The sequence below is a fragment of the Coleofasciculus chthonoplastes PCC 7420 genome (assembly GCF_000155555.1).
Taxonomy (GTDB): Bacteria; Cyanobacteriota; Cyanobacteriia; order Cyanobacteriales; family Coleofasciculaceae; genus Coleofasciculus; species Coleofasciculus chthonoplastes_A.
Map to the genome: position 1 here is coordinate 18,811 of NZ_DS989870.1, position 19,338 is coordinate 38,148.

15 protein-coding genes are annotated in these 19,338 nt (G+C 44.1%); 9 read left to right on the forward strand and 6 right to left on the reverse strand.

Translation table 11 applies throughout. From position 1 onward, the window contains the following. Positions 1 to 499: 499 nt before the first annotated feature. Both MC7420_RS29870 and MC7420_RS29875 read left to right on the forward strand, forming a co-directional pair. Entirely contained in the window at positions 500 to 790 is a 291-nt protein-coding gene (locus MC7420_RS29870; protein ID WP_044210625.1) for a nucleotidyltransferase family protein, read from the forward strand. After that, positions 780 to 1,058 (forward strand): HepT-like ribonuclease domain-containing protein, encoded by a 279-nt coding sequence (locus MC7420_RS29875; RefSeq protein WP_006105471.1) that lies wholly within the window; start codon positions 780 to 782, stop codon positions 1,056 to 1,058. Before MC7420_RS29870 ends, MC7420_RS29875 begins: the two co-directional genes overlap by 11 nt. Before the next feature lie 5 nt (positions 1,059 to 1,063). On the opposite strand, the gene MC7420_RS29880 is transcribed toward MC7420_RS29875, so the two are convergent. The 3 genes from MC7420_RS29880 to MC7420_RS29885 are packed head-to-tail and all read right to left on the reverse strand — an operon-like array spanning position 1,064 to position 3,939. Further along, positions 1,064 to 1,429, reverse strand: coding sequence for a hypothetical protein (locus MC7420_RS29880; RefSeq protein WP_006105387.1), 366 nt, complete (start codon positions 1,427 to 1,429; stop codon positions 1,064 to 1,066). Between the two features lie 9 nt (positions 1,430 to 1,438). Then, the gene (locus tag MC7420_RS40690) at positions 1,439 to 1,678 is read right to left on the reverse strand and encodes a hypothetical protein (protein ID WP_157453387.1); all 240 of its coding nucleotides are present in this window, start codon (positions 1,676 to 1,678) and stop codon (positions 1,439 to 1,441) included. After that, positions 1,606 to 3,939 (reverse strand): ATP-dependent helicase, encoded by a 2,334-nt coding sequence (locus MC7420_RS29885; protein ID WP_006105374.1) that lies wholly within the window; start codon positions 3,937 to 3,939, stop codon positions 1,606 to 1,608. The genes MC7420_RS40690 and MC7420_RS29885 overlap by 73 nt, the downstream gene beginning before the upstream one ends. A 428-nt stretch (positions 3,940 to 4,367) precedes the next feature. On the opposite strand from MC7420_RS29885, the gene MC7420_RS29890 reads away from it, so the two are divergent. The 3 genes from MC7420_RS29890 (at position 4,368) to MC7420_RS29900 (ending at position 7,044) form a co-directional block, all read left to right on the forward strand. Further along, the gene (locus tag MC7420_RS29890; RefSeq protein ID WP_006105482.1) at positions 4,368 to 5,210 is read left to right on the forward strand and encodes a serine/threonine protein kinase; all 843 of its coding nucleotides are present in this window, start codon (positions 4,368 to 4,370) and stop codon (positions 5,208 to 5,210) included. 129 nt (positions 5,211 to 5,339) lie between these two features. Continuing rightward, on the forward strand, positions 5,340 to 6,575 hold the full coding sequence (locus MC7420_RS29895) for a serine/threonine protein kinase (protein ID WP_006105446.1): 1,236 nt from the start codon (positions 5,340 to 5,342) through the stop codon (positions 6,573 to 6,575). Positions 6,576 to 6,822: 247 nt separating this feature from the next. Beyond that, positions 6,823 to 7,044: a hypothetical protein gene (locus tag MC7420_RS29900; RefSeq protein ID WP_157453388.1), complete on the forward strand. Its 222-nt coding sequence runs from the start codon at positions 6,823 to 6,825 to the stop codon at positions 7,042 to 7,044. Positions 7,045 to 7,097: 53 nt separating this feature from the next. On the opposite strand, the gene MC7420_RS29905 is transcribed toward MC7420_RS29900, so the two are convergent. After that, positions 7,098 to 7,901: a hypothetical protein gene (locus MC7420_RS29905; protein WP_006105454.1), complete on the reverse strand. Its 804-nt coding sequence runs from the start codon at positions 7,899 to 7,901 to the stop codon at positions 7,098 to 7,100. Then, the gene (locus MC7420_RS29910) at positions 7,885 to 9,063 is read right to left on the reverse strand and encodes a DUF389 domain-containing protein (protein WP_006105406.1); all 1,179 of its coding nucleotides are present in this window, start codon (positions 9,061 to 9,063) and stop codon (positions 7,885 to 7,887) included. The genes MC7420_RS29905 and MC7420_RS29910 overlap by 17 nt, the downstream gene beginning before the upstream one ends. 410 nt (positions 9,064 to 9,473) lie before the next feature. On the opposite strand from MC7420_RS29910, the gene MC7420_RS29915 reads away from it, so the two are divergent. After that, positions 9,474 to 10,946: an NF041680 family putative transposase gene (locus tag MC7420_RS29915; protein WP_006105389.1), complete on the forward strand. Its 1,473-nt coding sequence runs from the start codon at positions 9,474 to 9,476 to the stop codon at positions 10,944 to 10,946. A gap of 37 nt (positions 10,947 to 10,983) precedes the next feature. Here MC7420_RS29915 and MC7420_RS29920 read toward each other — a convergent pair whose 3' ends face one another. Further along, positions 10,984 to 11,163: a hypothetical protein gene (locus tag MC7420_RS29920; protein WP_006105448.1), complete on the reverse strand. Its 180-nt coding sequence runs from the start codon at positions 11,161 to 11,163 to the stop codon at positions 10,984 to 10,986. A 184-nt stretch (positions 11,164 to 11,347) separates the two neighbouring features. Between MC7420_RS29920 and MC7420_RS29925 the strand changes: the two genes are divergently transcribed. The 3 genes from MC7420_RS29925 (at position 11,348) to MC7420_RS29930 (ending at position 18,936) form a co-directional block, all read left to right on the forward strand. After that, positions 11,348 to 12,760: an adenylate/guanylate cyclase domain-containing protein gene (locus tag MC7420_RS29925; protein WP_044210590.1), complete on the forward strand. Its 1,413-nt coding sequence runs from the start codon at positions 11,348 to 11,350 to the stop codon at positions 12,758 to 12,760. 110 nt (positions 12,761 to 12,870) lie between these two features. Continuing rightward, positions 12,871 to 13,128 carry a hypothetical protein gene (locus tag MC7420_RS40695; protein WP_157453389.1) on the forward strand — a complete coding sequence of 86 codons (258 nt, stop codon included), beginning with the start codon at positions 12,871 to 12,873 and terminating at the stop codon, positions 13,126 to 13,128. A gap of 9 nt (positions 13,129 to 13,137) precedes the next feature. Next, positions 13,138 to 18,936, forward strand: a complete 5,799-nt coding sequence (locus MC7420_RS29930) for an AAA family ATPase (protein WP_006105377.1) — start codon at positions 13,138 to 13,140, stop codon at positions 18,934 to 18,936. The last annotated feature ends 402 nt before the right edge of the window (positions 18,937 to 19,338 follow it).

Genomic DNA, 19,338 nt, shown 5'->3' on the forward strand with positions numbered 1-19,338 from the left:
TGGCGTGACCCACCTAAAATGGTGAAATAGATTTGGTTCGTAGTGAGGGCTTTAGCCCTCTCCAGCTAGGCGTTAAAGCACTAAAGTGCTTACTACAAACAAAGTCCTATTTTAACCCGGTCACGCCAGTAGTGGCGTGACCCAGCTAAAATGGTGCAATAGGAAATTAGCGTCAAGCCTTGTCAGGTAAGGGTTTTAGCATTTTTATAAAGTCACAATTAAGGTGGGTCACGACAGTAGGGTGCGTTAGCGGAGCGTAACGCACCATTGCTCAGGAAAAATGTACCCTTGCTCCCCCAGCTCCCAGACGTGCCATGGCACGTCTCTACATTGGCTTCCCCAGCTTCAAGAGCTCCCCCTCACCACAACACTTATTCAGCAGCCCCTAGCTATAGTGGGCAAGCATTCGTTTAAAGAATAAGGTACAATTCCGGTTAAAGGTAAAGATGAAATGGTAATTTTTATCGGTTGTATTGGCTGAATGAGTGGGGGGATAACGGTGAAACGAGAGGATGTGTTAGCGATTGTTAAAGCTCATCAATTGAAACTTCAAGAACTTGGTGTCAAGTCATTGGAGTTGTTTGGTTCTGTGGCGCGGGATGAAGCGAGAACCGATAGTGATGTGGATTTTCTGGTCGAATTTTCTCAACCGATAGGATTATTTGGTTTTAGTCGCATCCGGCTTTATCTAGAAGATATTTTAGGCTGTCCTGTCGATTTGGGGACTCAAGATGCGTTGCGAGAGCATTTGCGTGAACCTGTTTTGGAGGATGTGATTCGTGTCTTCTAGACGTTGGCAACTGCGAGTTCAAGATATTTTGCAGGCAATTTCGAGTATTCAGCAACGAACAGCCGGAATAACGTTTGAGGAATTTTCCACTGATGAAATGCTATTTGATTCGATTCTTTACAAGTTTGTGGTTATTGGTGAAGCCGCGAGAAATGTGCCGCCAGACATTCAGAATCGTACTCCTGACATTCCTTGGCGACTTATGACTGATATGCGAAATGTAATCACTCATGAATATTTTCAGGTTAAGTTAAGGACTAAAATTTAATAGTACTACTCCCTCTGCAAGTAAGCAAAACTACTATTTTTACAGCAATCTAAGAGTTCCAAAAGTTTTTTTAATCGATACGTTCTTTCTCCTAATATTTCTTTTGAGAGGGTTTTCTCTAAATCTACTAACATGGCTGCTGTTTCTTTCAATATCATTTCATTGAAACAGGCAGCAAACATACTTCTTGTGGTGCTGGATAAATGAATTAGTGGTAGCTCTACTTTTTCTCCATCAAGACAAATTGTGGTCATTTTAGAACGCCCGACTTGAGCAAAGTCTGAATAGGCTAACCACTGATAAAAATCTTCTCCCATCCGAATACTTTGAGAAGATTGTCCATTTTCCCCATAGAAATTAATGTTGAACATGACTTTTTCCTATCTCATATCAGTAATTACTAAATATTGAGTTTTAATTTCCAGATGCGGATTACTGGTTGACGTTACCGTCGCCTTGCCAGAAATCGAGTCATTCTGATTAAATTGCTGATGAATTTCTTGAATGAGTTGTTTGGCTTTCAGTGTATCGGCTGAGTTGATAATCTTTATATCACCCTCGTCGCGAGAGAAACCACTGAATCGGGGAAGCGACGACTTAATACCGGTAACACGGGACAAGGCTTTTTTATCTGTAAGTTGTCTGAGGCTTGTCCACTAAAGGTATTCCAGCGAAAGGGTCCTTTTTGTGCCGCTGATATCCATAAGAGTCGTTTGGCGCGGGTCATGGCGACGTATAATAACCGATATTCTTCGGCGGTTTTGAGTTGTCCGGCTTTCTCCCAGGCTTCTAAGGCGGTGGGTAAAGGGTGTTCGTGCAAACTGGCGCGAATTTGCGCCCGGGCGACTTCAGCTAGGGTAAAATCGCCTAAGAATTGGGCGGCGGTGGGTATCCAAGGATTACCGGGAATGGTGTCTTCGTGGAGAAAGGGGAGAAATACGTAGTCCCAGTCTAATCCCTTGGCTTTGTGCATGGTGATAATTGTCAGTTGACGGCGACGTAGATAGCGGGAGTCGGCGTCTTCGGTTTCGACGGGTTCAAACCGTTCCGAGGAGACAATTTCACTTAATGCGGCTAAGGTAGCAGGCATGGCGCTGCTACTATAGGTTTGTTTGACTACTCGTTCGGCGAGTTTATCGGCTGTGGCGAGTTCGGATTGGTCGTATTTTAAGGTGAGGGCTAAAAAGGAAATAAGCTGGTAATGGGGTAGTTCTAGACGCGCCCGTAATAGACTGCGACAGTATCTGGCGGCTTGACTGACTGCGGGCGTGGGATGGGGGTCAAGGGGTCCGGGATAGAGGAATTGTTCGGGATAGGTGGCGAGGGCGTTTAAGTCTTGGGTGGGAATCAGTTGGCGTTTAACTAGAACGTCTAATGCGGCTTTTAGGTAGTCGGGAGAATGGGGACGGTCGATAAATTGCAATAATGCCAGAATTTCTATGGGAATATGTGAATGGCGATCGCTCCCTTGGACATCATACACGTCAATCCCATGCTGGCGCTTGAGATAGTCGAGTTTCTGGGCGATAAAATTACCTTGGCGATTTTCTCGGACTAAGACGGCGGCGTTATGGTTTGGGTTGCGGGTGAATAGGTCTATTACCCGTTGTCCCAAAAGTTCTACCGTTTGATAAATATCACTGGGTTGATAGATTTCTAACCCTCTCCCCTCTGGCTGGGGATTGGCGTCAGTTTGGGGGTCATCGGGGGGTACGGGGTGGATGGTTTGGGGGCGGAAAGGACGAGTGGATTCATCCTGGTTTTGCGTATAGGTTTGATTTACCCAATTGAGGATAAAATTAGCCGCATCAATAATAATCGGTGTACTACGACCCGCTTGATCCATCGTAGCAAGGCGCTGTTGTTCCTGGCATTGGGTACAAAAGCGATTAAAGTAAATGGGGTCAGCAGGAGTAAAGGTGGAGTTAATCGCTTGATTGGGATCACCCACCCGGATTAAATTGAGGGGAGTGTAAGGATTAGTCGGATCAGCGGCTAGAGTTTGCAATAAGCGATATTGGAGGGGACTGGAATCCTGTGCTTCGTCTTCAAAGACGGCAAAAAATTGTCGTTGCCAGAGTTGACGCACGGTGTTATCGTCTAGCACTCGCAAGGCTGCCAGAATCATATCATCATAATCAATAAAGTCTCGCGATCGCGTCACTCGTTGATAGTGTTCGTATAATCCCGCCGCGATCGCTAATATGTCATAAGGGTCATTGGTTTGTTGACTGATTACCCATAAGTCTTCGGGTAATAGTCCCGAACTTTTGGCTTCGTGAATCACGGTATAGGCTAAAGACGGTAGCACTTCGGTTCGCAATACCGATTGTCGCCGCAATCGTTCCGTTTCTTCCCCATCAAAACTTACCCCTTCCAATAATAGGGAATAGCGGCGCGGATTCGAGGCAATCCACTGTTCCACACAAGCCCGAATTAAGCGGTGAGTTTGATTCGGGGTGACAACCGTCAGCGTATCTAAATTAATCCCAGATAAATCAGGATGGCGGTTGGCAATATTGAGGGCTAATCCGTGCAGTGTATACACCACAAAACTATTTTGGGGTAAGCGTAGTGGCTTCAGATACTCGCGAATTTTGCCCTTAATTGAAGCCGCCGCCGATCGCGTAAACGTGACCACCACTAATTGTCGTTTACCATGAAGTTGATACCGTGCGATCGCAATAGCCGCTGCGACTGCCATTCCCGTAGACTTTCCCGCACCGGGTACCGCCGACACCGCCAGAGAACCTCCCTGCCAATCTGCCATCGGTTGTTGTCCCTGACGTAAGCTGTTGTACAGGCGCTGCAATTCCTGTTCCTGTAAAGCAGCTAGGGACAGTTGTACGGTGTCTTGAGTCGTGTTGGGATTATCTGGCATTGTTTAGAGACAAGGGCGATAGATAATTATCGGATAGTTTCAATCATGTATCGATGCATCTGTAGAGATTCAGAAAAATATTTGCGATCGGATCATCAGACATTCATTCTAATTGGGTATTAGTAGCGAGCAAGATGCTCGCACTACAAGCTGTCATGCATTTAAATTGGGTATTAGTAGCGAGCAAGATGCTCGCACTACAAGCCTGCGCGGACAAATAGAACCCGCGCTAGCGAAGCTTGCCAAAGGCTAGGCAGGTTTCGTTTGTGTAGCTGCGGTTTCAACCGCCTAGCTTGTAAAATTATAGACTTAAAATCCTCTGAAGGTGACAGAATTGGCGGCAAATTTGGGCATACTCTGAATAGAGCGAGTCATTGCCATAGCAAATATGCGACGACTCCATCAATCAGGTTACAGGTTACGCCGCGATGGAAAAACTACAAGCGTTAGACGAGACGATCGCTAAACGTTATCGTATTTTAGCACCCTTGGCACAGGGAGAGAGCGGTATCACCTATCTGGGCGAAGACGGGGAAACCGGGGAACGAGTTATCCTGAAAGCCTTATCACTGCGCCAGATTCATGACTGGAAAGCACTTGAACGGTTTGAACGAGAAGCGCAGGTGTTAGCTCAACTGAATCATCCGGGGATTCCTCGGTATCTAGATTATTTCCATCTCGACACACCCCGCGATCGCAGCTTCTATATTATCCAACAATTTGCCCCCGGATGCTCACTAGCAGAATTAGTGCAAAACGGGTGGCGGGGGAATGAAACAGAAATTCGCCAGATTGCTATTCAAGTCTTAGACATCCTGGTTTATTTACAGCAGCAAACACCCCCTGTAATTCATCGAGATATTAAACCCGATCATATCATCCGAGGCGATAATGGGCAGATAATGCTTGTGGATTTTGGTGCGGTACAAACTACCTATTACAGTACCTTAGCCAGAAGTCATACTGTGGTGGGAACGTTTGGCTATATGGCACCCGAACAATTCCTGGGACAAGCGGTTCCAGCTACCGATTTATATGGGTTAGGTGCAACGTTGTTATTTTTACTCACTCATCGTTCTCCCGCTGATTTACCTGTCAATCATCTGACGACAGATTCCCGGTGTTTTCGGATGCAGATATCGGAAGCGTTTGCTGATTGGTTGGAGACAATGTTGGAACCGGATTTACAGTACCGCTTCTCTGGGGCTAAAACCGCCCTGGCTGAATTACAAAATCAGCGAGTTGCGGTTAAGTTTAGGGTCAATTTGTAGGGGCGGGTTTAGGGACTCAATTAGATAGTCACCTCAAAAACAAAAACAAAACCCGCCCTCCCCACCAATCAATGAACTCTAGCTCAACTCAATCATCCCGCGATTCCCAAGTATTTAGCCTATTTTCAGGTGGATACACCAGAAACCCATGATTTTTATCTGGTACAGCAAATTGCGCCAGGAAAGTCGTTAGCTGAATTAGTGGAAATGGGCTGGAAACCCAAGGAAGCTACCGTTAAACGTTTAGCCATCGAAGTCTTAACTATACTGGTTTACTTACAACAATTTACGCCAGCGATTATTCATCGCGATATTAAGCCCCAAAATATTATTCTCAGCAAAAATGGAGAAGTATTTCTGGTTGATTTTGGTGCTGTTGCTGACACCTATTATCATACCGTAACGGGTGGTAGTACCATAGTGGGAACATTCGGGTATATGGCTCCCGAACAATATCGAGGTCAAGCGGTATTATCCACTGATTTATATGGATTAGGTGCAACATTGCTATTTTTATTAACCGGAAAATCTCCAGCTGATTTCCCTCAGCATCAGCTCAAAATTCAGTTTCGTCCTTATGTGCAAATTTCGCCCGATTTTGCCGATTGGTTAGAGCGAATCCTAGACCCTGCGATCGCGTATCGTTTTGCTAATGCGAAAGATGCCTTATCTGTCTTGCAAGGGAAACAGAAACTGAGGCAAAATATAGGACAACTTTTTTACCAATCGCCGCAAAAGCGGATTGCCTTGATCAAGACGCCGAACAAATTAATTCTAGAACTTAAACCGATAGGGCGACAGCGCGATCGCTTCCGTTTATTAAGGGGAATGACTCGTATAATCAAACCCATTTTACCGTTACTGTTGTGGGATTTGATCGGTTTGCTTCTGGTTCAAGTTATCGCTATACCATCATTTTCTGGTAACATTGCTGAAACGATTCGATTAAATCATCATCCAGATATTATATTTGCAACAACCCTCTACAACTGGGTATTAAATGGATGTATTGGCTTCCTCGTTATTGGTCTTTTATTTATGAGTATCTATGTTATAATGGGACTGTTTAGTATCGGGAGTTTCCTAATTCGTGCCACGTCTCGCACTTGGATCGAAATTAGTCCAAAGGGCTTCCAGATAAAACGGTGGGTTTTGGGTTTATGTTACTGGAATGATCGGGGGCAATTGGCGGATATAAATCCGATAAACCTGGACAAAATAAAGTTACCGTTACTTAGAAAAACGATAACCGTGTGTTTGCTACAGTCGCATCGGCGTAAGCATTGGTTAGGTATAGCTTTAAGCCGATCAGAGCAAAAGTGGCTGGTGAGAGAAATAACTGATTTCCTGGAGATTGAATCTTAATTAAGCCTATTAATTAAGCCTAGAACTAAAGTTCTGGCTAAAAGCTAAAACCCGTTAAAACGGGTTCAAAGACTTAGCCAATAAGCTAGATTATTACTTTAATCAGATTACTTAAAGGACAAGGATTGCTGAGTTCCGTTTTCTTTGACATTAAACTTAATATTAAATATCAGAAAAGGCTTTATGATAAGGAGGAGTATTTAATTGTGTCCGACTACTGAGAAGGAGATTTTCGATGAGCAAAAAAATGAACAACAAAACCAAAATTATAAAAGAAACCTTTGGAAGTCCTGACGAAGAGGGGTACTACAGTGGGGCTTATATCTTCAGTGACGGCACAGCCGAGTTTGTCTGTGGATACCAAGCTCCGATTGGCAAGAGCAACGGTAGCGAAGAATACTATAACGTAATGCCAGCCACCCCTCAACAGGTCTACGCCAAATATGGAAAATCCGAAGACAGTGCTTGATTCGCCATCGATACGTTAAGATGGGACTCTCTTGTCCTGAATCGCCCAAAAATTTAACCCAAAATGAGTAAACCCGCATAAGCAGTTGCACCCAAAGCAAATGCCCAAAATCGACTTTGCCGTTCTTCGGGTAGTTCTTCTTTAATCACATTCAGGATAATTCCTCCACCTAGAAAGGCAAACAGTACCGCTAGGGCGGCTTCAGATATTTCCGTAGCTTGTCCAATCGCCCAACCGCACAAAATTGCGCCCGCTAAAACCCAACGCCCGATCCGGTGATAGGCGTCTTGGTGATGCTCCCGCAATCCATAGTCATTGACAAAAAAGTGCAACACCATGGCGATAAAAAAGAATAAGAGACTCTCTACTCCCGGTTCCTCGCGATGAATGAGTAGATAACCAATTAACAGGTTATAAAGGGAAAACGAGCCAATATGTAACCAAAAGATTCCTTGAGAGAGTATACCGCTAAGTTTGTGCTGATTTTGTCGATATACTTTAACCAGATGTTCTAACCCATAGAATACCGTTAATCCCAGAAGCGCGACTAAATAAACATGGCTTTCCAAAAACGCGATCGCGAATCCTTCTGTCTGTTCAATGGTTCGTTGTCCCTGATTGAGTTCTGGCAATAAATGCACAAAAACATACGCCACCGATGCTCCCCCGGCGAATGATAGCCACTGACTGCGAGGAATTACATCGAGAAAGCGCATTTGTCCACCAAATAGATGGACAAGCGCCAAGAGTATGGCGAAGATTAAGGCTAGCAGCGTAGTTAATGATACGTTCAACACTGAAGTGTCTGCGATCGCGAATAATCGTTGTACACCCATTCCCCTATTTTCTTGAAACATCTGGCAATTCCAACACAGTCACCTGAACTAAGGGAGTAACATTAAAATCCTGTTCTAATAAATGGCTTTGAATTGCTTCGGTTAACTGTGTCTGAATCGTTTCCGTAGAAGCCGTTACCTCCGGGTTACGCTGGACATAAACTACCGTCAGTAGTGTATTTTGCCCCTCGATTTTCGTCCGCGTAAACTGCACATTCGACTGCACCAGTTTTGCAAAATCACTCTCCTCCACCACCTGTTGAATCTCTGTTGAGGTACGCTGTTCGAGTGAGGTACGCTGTAAAGTGGGTTCCTGCCAAAGTTGCGCGATTAACAACCCTGCCATGATAACCGCCCCAATTCCCAACCCCACAGGAAACAACCACCGCTTTCCCCGGTTATAGCGAGCGCCCGTGGCGGAAAGCCCCACCAGACGGAAGACAATCGCGCCAGAAAAATTAATCCCGGCTAACTGAAGCACAAGCAGGAACAGACTATTAACTACCATATCCCACCGTGCGATCGCGGCTGCCATTCCCACTAATCCGGCGGCTGGCGCTAAGGAGGCGGCGACTAACACGCCCACGGCGGCTCCGGAAACTAGACTACTGCGTTCAGATTGGATGAGATTCAACGCCCCTGCGGTTCCGGCAATTAAGGGGAGGAGAATCGTAACCGATGATACCTTAAAACTCGCCATCATCAGACTGGTGGGTGCTTGCTGTTGCATAATCACACTCAAAATCCCCGCCACAACCACCGTCACCGCAATCCCTGCACCATAGCGGATCATACTACGCTTGAGTAAGTATAAATCGCCTCGTGCCGTTGCGATCGCGGTATTCATCGCTGGTCCTGCAAAGGGTGCAATCAGCATCGCGGCGGTGAGTAGATAAATGGTATTGGTAAACAACCCAATCCAAACCACCACACCTGCACAAGCCGCATACCCCAAAAATCCCTTCCAAGAACCAACACTCTGCAACCCCGCTAAGAATATCTCCAGGGGGCTGCGTAGCTGCACCTCTTTCACTTGTTGCGGGGCTTCTGACGGGGGCGGTTTGAGGGGCATCATCCCTCGAGGCACTAATGTCACATATAAGTCAGGCAGAGTATCTAAGGCTTCTAGCAACTGCTCAACCTGACGATTGGGAACATAAGTAACTGGACTTTGGACAAACAAAGAAGTAAAAGAACTTAAAGTAGCTTACTCTAAGCCACCGATTGTGATACTCAATCCAGGTTAATCGGAAGTTCCCCCCGTGCAGATGAACGATGGGAACTGCGTAAAAATACAGTACCAGTGAGGAAACCTGAACTCATGAATACAGCCAAGCTGGGTTGGTACTTTATTAAGCCGCAATCCCCTATACCCCAGCGTCAAGCCTTATTCCGTAGTGGTTTGAGCGCTCACCCCCTCAAAAATCGTACATAAGTAGTGTGCGTCAAAATCGCCGTTAAAGGGGAAGGTGAACGTTGCTCCACTCCCGTTCATGAGAATGATTATTATTTTTATAATAAGAGAATGGCAAAAGCGGGGCAATACTATCAGATAATGTCAATACCAACCTGACATTAGTTTCCTGAAAGCCAATGCCCCACTGTGACTGTAACAAAATTATTGAACAATTTCAGCAGTTTCGACAAAAACTGTATACAATTATTCCCCATAGACGCGATGCCGTTATGGATTTAATTGATGCCCTGTCCTCTAATCAAACAGCTCGCTCACCTGTCCAGGTGACACTAAATCCCTTATTCAAAAGAAACTATAGTACCTTTTATAAAGCGATTCAACAGTTTAAGTTCAACCTAGGTGAGAGAAAAGACTCTCACCTTAACACAACGACTGAAACCATAAAAACACAACAGTCCCTTTTGCCGCTCATTGCCTCAATCATTCCCACTCCCGTAGAACGAGCTTTTTACTTATTTGGTTTAGATGTTACTCCAAGAGCACGACCTCATGCCGTCACTATGGCTGAACGCGGTTTCATCCATCAGCCTAACACAATTAAGGGAAATAAACCCATAAATATTGGTTATTCCTACTCAATTTTATCCCTATTACCTGAACGTACAGATTTTGACAATGCGCCTTGGTGTCTTCCTCTATCAGCGCAAAGGGTTTTACCGGAGCAAAAATCAACAGAAGCTGGAACGCTTCAGTTTCAAGAAGCTCTTTCTCATCTGGACTTACCTCAAAACTCCTTATCTGTCCTGGTTGCTGATAGCGATTACAGTAGTTCTAGCTTTTTGAAACAAAATCTCTCAGATGATAATGTTGTTATTATCACCCGAGTTAGGAGAAATCGTGTCTTTTATCGCCATCCAGGTGATTGTCGTGTTAAGACCAAACGACGTGGGCATCCTCAATGGTATGGCAACAAATTTGACCTCAAGGATGAATCAACTTGGCATTCTCCTGACCAAACCAGCACAACTCAGTTGACAGCTAGATCGGGTCGAGTCTTAAATATAAATATTTCCTGTTGGCAGCAGATGTTGATGCGAGGGACGAAAGAATTTCCCCTCCATCAATACCCTTTTACCTTGCTAAAAATTCAGGTGAGTGATCAACAAGGAAAATCCCTCTGGAGTCCCATGTGGTTGATCGCCATTGGTCAACGTCGAAGCGAACTTAGTTGTTTAGATATTTATCATGCCTATCGCCAACGTTTTGACTTGGAGCATTTTTTTCGTTTTGGTAAACAGCGTTTGTTAATGGCGGCTTTTCAAACTCCTGAAGTTGGCCATGAAGAAAACTGGATTCAACTAACCCTATTGGCTTACATTCAATTATGGCTAACCAAAGACTTGGCACAACACTTACCACGTCCCTGGGAGCGTTATCTGCCACAAACATCTCACTCTAGTATAACACCAACTGCTGTACAAAGAGACTTTATCCGAATAATTTCGGTGGTTGGTACGCCCGCTAAAACTCCCCAAACCCGAGGTTATTCCCCTGGCCGTTTTCCAGGTACTTCTCTACCTCCTCGCCAGCGGCATCCTGTCCTCAAAAAAGACAAAACAAGAGGAAAAAACTCGCCACGGGCGTCTTAATTTAGTTAATTTTCATGATTTTCTATCCATAGGTTCGTCAACATTGTGGGCGAACCCGTTTTCTTTTGTCCAAAGTCCAGTAAGTAATCACAAAATCTAGCTTTCCCTCAGTATCAGACGCCTCAAACCGCGCCAGATTCGTTCCCTGATGAGCTTTAGCCATATCGAGAACCTTATCCCCTTGTCCTCGTGGTACTTGAATTAAAAGTTGGCGCACCTCATCCTCCCATAGTTACCTGTCATTAAGCGTGATACGCCCGATGCATTTTGACTTCCCTCATCAGAAAGATGTTACTGCTGTTCCCTGTTCCCTGTTCCCTAACAAAGACATTTTTTCCGAAATAAGGCTGAACAGATTGATATGAAAACTATACCTCGTCCAGAAAAAGCCGATCGCACCTATGCAACCTAACCACCCCTCCATAGAGCAGCTTATGTGGGAGAATGCCAGTCTGCGCCAGGAAATTGCCGCCCTGAAGCAGGAAAATGCGGATTTAGAAATTCTGCTGGAGACGACAACGGAACATTCAGATACCGTTACCGCCCAGTTGCATAATCAGGCAATTCAAGCCGTACTCGATAGTGAAAAACGACTGTTGCAATTTCTGGAAGCGATGCCCGTGGGTGTAGCGGTATTGGATCATCAAGGCTGTCTTTACTATATTAATCGTAAGGGAAAACAGTTAACCCGACATAGCATCCCTCTGGGAGTCAATGCGGAAAAATTAGCTAAACTTTATCATATTTATCGCAGCGGAACCAACCAACTTTATCCCTTTGATCAGTTACCGATTGTGCAAGCGCTTCAGGGTGAAACTGCCACGGCTGATGACCTAGAAATCCGCCACGGGGATCAGGTGATTCCCCTAGAGGTTTGGGGAACACCGATATTTGATCAAGACGGAACTATTATTTTTGCGATCGCGGCGTTTCAAGACATCACCGAACGCAAAAAAGCCGAAGCAGAACGCCTTCAGTTTACCACGGATCTTTTTGCCCTCAATCAAGCCCTATCCCGCTTTGTACCCCGCCAATTCCTTCAATTGTTGGAGAAAGATAGTATTGTCGATGTGCAACTGGGTGATCAAGTCCAGAAAGAAATGTCAGTGCTATTTTCGGATATTCGCGACTTTACCAGCCTTTCAGAAAAAATGAACCCGGACGATAATTTTAAATTTATTAATTCCTATTTTAGTCGCATGGAATCAGCCATTATTGATAACCAAGGGTTTATTGATAAATATATTGGCGATGCGATTATGGCACTCTTTAGCGGTAGTGCCGATGATGCTCTCAAGGCGGGAATTACCATGTTGCATCGGCTGGCTGAGTATAATAGTCATCGTACCAAAACTGGCTATGTGCCGATTCGCATTGGCATTGGGATTAATACCGGCTCATTGATGTTGGGTACAGTAGGCGGTGCATCGCGTATGGATAGTACGGTGATTAGTGATGCTGTTAATTTAGCGTATCGGATGGAAGGATTAACCAAAGAGTATGGCGTACCGTTGTTAATTTCTCACTACACGTTTTGCCAGCTCAATAATGCCAATGACTATAGTTTTCGCGTGATTGATAGAGTTAAGGTTAAGGGGAAATCTGAGGCGGTGAGTGTTTATGAAGTCTTTGATGCAGATGAATCGGAAATGCAACAGGCTAAGTTAGTCACAAAAACAACCTTTGAACAAGCCCTGTTATTTTATAATCTGGGTAAGCTTGACGTAGCCGCCAGTCTGTTTGAACAGTGTTTGCGCCAAAACCCTGAAGATAGCGTGGCTCGAATTTATCAGTTACGCTGTTTGAATAGGTAAGCTGTTCGGCATTTAAACCTTAATATCAATAATGGCGCAATCCTTGTAGTGCGTTAAGCGAAGCCATGCCGCAGGCTTTGCATCTTGCTCGCTACTAATACCCAATTTAAATGCATGACAGCTTAGAAGGCAGAGGGTTTCAAGGCAAATGGATGAAAAATCAGTATCGAGGATTTTTCATCCCTATAAAATTATTGGTTTTAACAGTTTATATACCTGATTGTGCTTCCCCATTGCCTATTGCCTATTGCCCATTGCCCATTGCCCATTGCCTATTGCCCATTGCCCATTGCCCATTGCCTATTGCCCATTGCCCATTGCCCATTGCCTATTGCCCATTGCCCATTGCCCATTCCCTGTTTCCTTAAATCACATCTATGTTTAACATTCCCGGTTATCAGATTTTATGCCAAATTCATGAAAGCACTCAATCGATTGTCTATCGAGGAATTCGCCAAGCGGATCAGCAAGCGGTTATCCTTAAACGCCTGAATACTCATTACCCTACACCGGAAGAGATTCGCCAATATAAACAGGAATATCAACTCACTCGCCGTCTCAATTTGGCAGGCGTCGTCAAAGCCTATCGCTTAGAACAGTATCAAAACAACGTAGTCATTATATTCGAGGATTTCGGTGGTGATTCTTTACAGCTATTGCTTAATCACCATCAACTGACTCTAGCTGAGTTTCTCGACATCAGCATTAAAATAACCGATAGTTTAAATCAAATCCACGCCGCTAATATTATCCATAAAGATATTAACCCCAGTAATATTGTTTACAATCCCCAAACCGGACAAATTAAACTGATTGATTTTGGCATTGCCAGTGTTTTGAGTCGGGAAAATCCGACTCTACAAAACCCCAATGTTATCGAAGGGACTTTAGCCTATATCTCCCCGGAACAAACGGGCAGAATGAACCGATATGTGGATTATCGCACAGATTTTTACTCTCTGGGTGTCACCTTTTATGAATTGTTGACCGGAAACCTCCCCTTTGAGGCTCAAGATGCGATGGAGTTAGTGCATTGCCATCTGGCAAAATATCCCACACCTCCCCATCTTTTAGACGGGAGTGAACAGATGCAGGAAGGTAAGGGAGTGGGGGAGATACCCCAGGCGGTTTCAGACATTGTGCTTAAACTCCTCGCGAAAACAGCAGACGAACGCTATAAAAGTGCCTTGGGACTTCAAGCGGATTTAGTGATTTGTTTGATGCAATTAGAGGCAAATGGTTTTATCGAACCCTTTCCAGTTGGCGAAAATGATGTCGCTGAAAAGTTCCAATTTCCTCAAATAAATTATGGTCGAGACGCTGAATTAGCAATCTTATTCGCCGCTTTTAACCGTGTGGCTAATGGGAGCAAAGAATTAATGCTCGTATCGGGTTGCGCCGGGATTGGTAAATCGGTATTAGTTCAGGAACTTCATCAACCAATTGTGCAAGAACGGGGATATTTTATAGTTGGTAAATTTGACCAATTTAAACAGAATCGTCCATTCGCGTCTTTAGTGCAAGCTTTCTCTGACTTAATCGGACAAATTTTAACCGAAAGTGAAGCCATAATTGCCGATTGGCGTTCTCAACTGTTAGAGGCATTTGGTGTTAATGGTCAAGTTATTATTGACGTTATTCCTAAACTTGAACTGATTATCGGTCAACAGCCTCCTGTACCCGAACTTCCGGCGACAGAAGCGCAAAATCGCTTTAATCGATTGTTTGCTCAGTTTATCCAGGTGTTTGCTCAAGCAGAACATCCTCTGGTTATTTTTCTGGATGATTTGCAATGGGCAGATTCGGCGTCTCTGGATTTGTTGGAACGGTTACTGACTGATGTCGATAGTCGTTATCTTTTAATTATTGCCGCGTATCGGGATAACGAAATTAACCCGCTTCATCCTTTAAATAGGTTGCTGGATAAGAGTCCTAATCTGGGTGGGGCAGTTAATCAAATTCATCTCAGCCCTTTAGAGTTAATCCACCTGAATCAGCTAATTGCCGATGCACTAGATTGTTCTTTAGAGGAGGTAAAATCTCTGGCAGAATTGGTTTGGGACAAAACTCAAGGAAATCCTTTTTTTGCTAGCCAGTTCTTAACCTCTATTTATAACCAAGGGTTACTTAAGTTTGATTTTGATTCGGGTTCGTGGGAGTGGGATATTCAAGATATTGCAGCGCAAACGGTATCCGATAATGTTGTGGAATTTATTGCCCAAAAACTGCAAACGTTATCGGAAAATACTCAAAAAAGTTTACAGCTTGCGGCTGGGATTGGTAATGTCTTTGATTTAACCACGTTAGCCGCTATTTATGATCAATCACGATTAGAAACTGCCATTGACTTATGGGAAGCGGTTCAAGCAGGACTAATTATTCCTCTGGGTGAAGATTACAAATTTATTCAATCCGCCGTACTTACCACGTCTAGCTATTTCAATGACAATGATCCGAATGACAATTCCCCTTCCCTAACGTCACCCCTTAATGTTACGATTAATCCTTCATACCGATTTATCCATGACCGAATTCAACAAGCTGCCTATTCGTTAATTTCTGAACCTGATCAACCTGCTATTCACCTGCGGATTGGTCAGTTTATGCTGAAAACAACTCCACCAGAAAAGCAGGACGAGAAACTCTTTGATATTGTTAATCAGTTAAATGTGGGTATCCCGTTAATTACGGATCAGTCTGAGAGAGATGAACTGGCTCAATTGAATCTCTTAGCTGCACAAAAAGCCAAAGCTGCCACTGCTTATGAATCTGCGGTTAATTATTTAAATACAGGACTAAATTTGTTAGCCACGGATAGCTGGCAGATTCAGTATAATTTGACAGTTAAACTCTATTATGAAGCTGCCGAAGCCGCCTATTTGCGAGGAAATTTTGCCGAGGCAAAGCAGTTGGGAACAGTTATTTTAGACCAAGCCAATGCATTGGGCGATCGCGTCAAAGTTTATGAACTAATGATGCAGAGTAGTATCGCCCAAAATCAGCTAATTCAGGCGATTGATATTGGCTTAGAAACACTGGAAATGCTGGATGTCTTTTTAGTCGAGTCTAACGGAGAAGATGGACAAGTTGAATTACCCGCGCTCACCGACTTAGACGACTTTCCAAAAATGACTGATCCGCAGAAAAAAGCGGCAATGAGAATACTGGTAACCGTGGCATCGGCTACCTATTTAGCCAAGCCGGAACTCTTGTTCCAGGTAATCTTAACCATGGTCAATCTTTGTCAAACCTATGGACTTTTGCCAGAGTCTACTTACGCCTATTCAGTGTATGGATTACTTCTGTGTGGAATCTTGGGGAAAATAGAGGAAGGCTATTACGCCGGAGAATTAGCGCTGAGACTTTTAGATCAATTAGAGGCAAAGGCGCTTAAGTGCAAAGTGCTGCACCTGTTTAACGTCTATATCCACCACTGGAAAGCCCATGCTAAGGATACCTTAATTCCCTTGCGATCGGCAATTCAATCGGGATTGGAAACGGGGGATTTAGAATATGCGGGTTATTGCATGACCAATGATTGTACCTATTCGTTTTTTATTGGTACTCCCTTGGATGTTGTCGAGAAAAAACATAAACACTATATTAAATCACTCTCTAAAATTAACCATACATTTTCCCTCTATTTAACCCAACTCTGGCGACAACTCTGCTTGAACTTAATTGGAGAAGTCGAGTCAGTGGTGCAATTGCGGGGGGATAGCTTTGATGAACAGGAAACTCTGCCCTACTTACACCAAACCAATAATCATACCTTACTCTTTTTTGCCTATTTAGCCAAAGAAATCCTCAGTTATTTATTTAAAGAGTTTAATTTAGCGATTTCCGCAACGCATCAGACTGAGGCATTTGCCGGATCAGCACAGGGATTAATCGTTTATGCGATTCATCTGTTCTACAATTCACTCATCCTCTTGGCGCAGTATCCCACTGTAGAACCCTCTGCACAAGAACAGTATTTAAATCAAGTCATTGCTAATCAAGAAAAAATGCAACATTGGGCGAATTATGCCCCGATGAACTATCAGCATAAGTATGATTTAGTGGCAGCCGAGAAAGCGCGAATTTTAGGAGACTCCCTCAAAGCAATGGACGATTACGATCACGCGATTCAGGGCGCAAGAGAACATGGATATATCCAAGAAGAAGCCTTAGCCTATGAACGCGCCGCCGAATTTTATCTCAGTCTCAATCGAGTAGAAATTGCTCAAACGTATATGACTAAAGCGCATTATTGCTATAGTCGCTGGGGGGCAAACGCTAAAGTTAGGGACTTAGAAGAACGCCATTCTCAGTTAATTGAACGGCGGGCAAATTTCCGTTCAGCCGACAGGGACACCTCCGGCGTCAATCCCTTTATTCAAACCTCTGATGGCAGTGATTCATCTCGCTTAGATTTGACCAGTGTTCTGAAAGCCTCCCAAGCGTTATCAGGAGAAATCCTTTTGGATCAATTGCTGGCAAAGTTCATGCAAATTCTGATTGAAAATGCAGGTGCAACTCAAGGCTATTTGATTTTGTCTACTCAGGGAAAACTGCTGATTGAAGCGGAGGCGGCGGTGAATCAGGAGACGGTTAAGGTGTTACAGTCGATTCCAGTAGAAAGTAGTACCGCTGTGGCAACAAGTATTATTAATTATGTGGCGCGTACCCACGAAACAGTGGTCTTACATGATGCCATGAATCAGGGTAAATTTACTCAGGATGTCTATGTGATCCAAAATCAGTCTAAGTCTATTTTGTGTAGTCCATTGCTGAATCAAGGCAAACTATCGGGACTGATTTATTTGGAAAATCATTTAACCACGGGGGCTTTTACCTCAGACCGACTAGAACTGCTGAAACTCTTATCCTCTCAAGCCACAATCTCAATTGATAATGCTAAACTCTACGCCGAAATTCGCAGCAATGAAAGTCGATTAAGTCAACTTTTAGAAGCCGTTCCTGTGGGAGTCGCGGTTATCGATAAGCGGGGCAAAAGTAACTACTTGAATCAACGGGCGCAGGAGTTACTCGGCAAAGGAATTCTACCCGATCTAAACTATGATAAAATTGCTGAAATTTATCAAAACTATGTCGCTGGAACAAAGCAGCTTTATCCTAATGATAAATTACCCATGGTAAAAGCCTTACGTGGTGAATATGCGACGGCGGATGATATTGAAATCCACCAGGGCGATAGAATTGTTCCCATCGAAGCGTGGGGAACACCTATTTTTGATGAACAGGGGAATGTTATCTATGCGATTGTCGCCTTTCAAGATATTACAGAACGTCGCCATGCTGAGGCTGAACACGAACGATTTACCCAAAAACTCTCTCAACTGAATCTGGCATTTTCCCGGTTTGTGCCGCGTCAATTTCTCCAGTTTTTGGATAAGGACAGTATTGTGGAGGTACAAGTTGGGGATCAGGTGCAGAAGGAAATGTCGGTGTTATTTTCTGATATTCGGGATTTTACCCAACTCTCGGAAACAATCACACCAGATGATAATTTCAAATTGATTAATTCTTATTTACAATGTATGGAACCGACGATTGTGGATAATCAAGGGTTTATCGATAAGTATATTGGCGATGGGATTATGGCACTCTTTGGCGGTGAGGTTAATGATGCGGTGAACGCCGGAATTGCCATGTTGCATCGACTGAGAGAGTATAATCAAGAACGCCGGAATCAGGGTGATAGTCCCCTGAGAATTGGCATAGGAATTAATACGGGTTCTTTGATGTTGGGGACAGTTGGCGGATGCAATCGCATGGATACGACGGTAATCAGTGATGCGGTGAATTTGGCGTCTCGTGTGGAAGGATTGACGAAGGAGTATGGCGTGTCGTTGTTAATTTCCCATCATACGTTCTTAGGGTTACAGCAACCGACTGACTATGCGATTCGTTTAATTGGTCAGGTACAGGTTAAAGGAAAAGCGGAATTAGTCACAGTTTATGAAGTCTTTGATGCGGATTCTCCGGAGATAAAAGCTGGGAAGTTGGCGACATTGCAATTGTTTACTGAGGCGTTATCGTTCTATCATCTCCAGGCTGTTGAGCAAGCCGCACAAGGATTTGAAGAGGTTTTACGGTTGAGTCCTAGGGATAGAGTGGCTCAACTGTATCTGAATCGGATTCGGGGGTGTGGGGGCGGGTTTAGGGACTAAATTGGGTGGCTTAACGATAACTGAACAACAAAACCCGCCCTTTATTTAATGGCGCTTTTGAACTCAATTTGTCCCAGGGTTCTGTAATTTAAGTAAAGATAGGCTCGCATCCCTTACGACAAACTACAAACTTTAAAAATTTTCCCACCTGAACATCGGTGGGTTAGGTTGGACACTTAATTGAATGGTTATTCGCTTCTATTAAATGCCGCCTAACCCACCCTACGGCACTAATGTAAAAAATATCAATCTATTGTAGGGGCGGGTTTAGGGACTAAATTGGGTGGCTTAACGATAACTGCATAACAAAACCCGCCCTTGATTTAATGGCGATTTTGAACTCAATTTGCCCGTGCAGACGTGCATTGGTGTCAACTTAAAGAAAACTCAAGGTATTGCGTT

What these genes read in the sequence shown, in the direction of transcription:
- MC7420_RS29880 (WP_006105387.1), bottom strand. Translation starts at nt 1,429, where the DNA reads ATGTTCAACATTAATTTCTATGGGGAAAATGGACAATCTTCTCAAAGT.
- MC7420_RS29885 (WP_006105374.1), bottom strand. Translation starts at nt 3,939, where the DNA reads ATGCCAGATAATCCCAACACGACTCAAGACACCGTACAACTGTCCCTA.
- MC7420_RS29890 (WP_006105482.1), top strand. Translation starts at nt 4,368, where the DNA reads ATGGAAAAACTACAAGCGTTAGACGAGACGATCGCTAAACGTTATCGT.
- MC7420_RS29900 (WP_157453388.1), top strand. Translation starts at nt 6,823, where the DNA reads ATGAACAACAAAACCAAAATTATAAAAGAAACCTTTGGAAGTCCTGAC.
- MC7420_RS29905 (WP_006105454.1), bottom strand. Translation starts at nt 7,901, where the DNA reads ATGTTTCAAGAAAATAGGGGAATGGGTGTACAACGATTATTCGCGATC.
- MC7420_RS29915 (WP_006105389.1), top strand. Translation starts at nt 9,474, where the DNA reads ATGCCCCACTGTGACTGTAACAAAATTATTGAACAATTTCAGCAGTTT.
- MC7420_RS29925 (WP_044210590.1), top strand. Translation starts at nt 11,348, where the DNA reads ATGCAACCTAACCACCCCTCCATAGAGCAGCTTATGTGGGAGAATGCC.
- MC7420_RS40695 (WP_157453389.1), top strand. Translation starts at nt 12,871, where the DNA reads ATGCATGACAGCTTAGAAGGCAGAGGGTTTCAAGGCAAATGGATGAAA.
- MC7420_RS29930 (WP_006105377.1), top strand. Translation starts at nt 13,138, where the DNA reads ATGTTTAACATTCCCGGTTATCAGATTTTATGCCAAATTCATGAAAGC.